Origin of the sequence: Phormidesmis priestleyi ULC007 (assembly GCF_003003695.1) — a bacterium.
GTDB classification, from domain to species: domain Bacteria; phylum Cyanobacteriota; class Cyanobacteriia; order Leptolyngbyales; family Leptolyngbyaceae; genus Phormidesmis_A; species Phormidesmis_A priestleyi_A.
In genome coordinates, this window is the sequence record NZ_PVWG01000142.1 from 1 (window position 1) to 779 (window position 779).

1 pseudogene is annotated in these 779 nt (G+C 51.0%); it reads right to left on the reverse strand.

Annotated features, from left to right (window positions below):
• Positions 1-779, reverse strand: a pseudogene (locus C7B65_RS29115) (IS630 family transposase); the annotation flags it as partial.

Here is a 779-nt window from a genome sequence, read left to right on the forward strand (position 1 = left end):
CGTTAATAGGGAGTCTAACTCCTGTTTATGCGTCGTGTGGCATTGGTCAAGGCCATGAGAAATGGCAGTCTTGAACTGAGCGAAGTCAGCATAATAGGTCGAGTACAAGCACTGCTTTTTAACAAACTTCCACAACCGCTCAATCAAATTCAAGTTGGGAGAATAAGGGGGTAGGTAGAGCAACTCAATCTCTAGGGACTGGGCAAGTTCGGTGACAAGGGCACATTTTTGATAACGGGCGTTGTCCAGTACCAGGGTAATTGGGAGGCTCAGTTCTAGCACAGCCAGTTTTCTTAACAACTCACAGACCCTTTGAGCATTGATGTAAGCATCGTTCGTGACCAGGACGAGTTCGTGGGTGAGGGCATTCATGGCGGCTCAGACATTGAAGCGCTGTCGCCCTGCCCCCGTTTTGACAACCAAGCGCTCGAAACCCCACAAAAACCCCAGATACGCTCCTAAAACAAAATGGGCAGCATCCACAAAAAACACGACTCACTGGCCCGCTTTGGCTTCTTCTAAGCAAGGCCCCAACTGGTTTTTTTATCTGCCTCTTGCGCCTCTGGGTCGGCTTTGGCGGGAAGTACGCCCACTCGTCTGCACTTCCTGCCCATCCCTTGGAGAAACACTTGTACCTGGCTGCGACTGCGCCGAATCCCAGTCAACGCCTCGATCTTCGCCGCTGCTTGCGCCAAACTTTGAGGAGGATGAACCCTGAAGTACGCTTCCAAGGTGGTTTGGTGCTGCTTCAACTCACTTTGAGGTTGATAAAAGGTCAA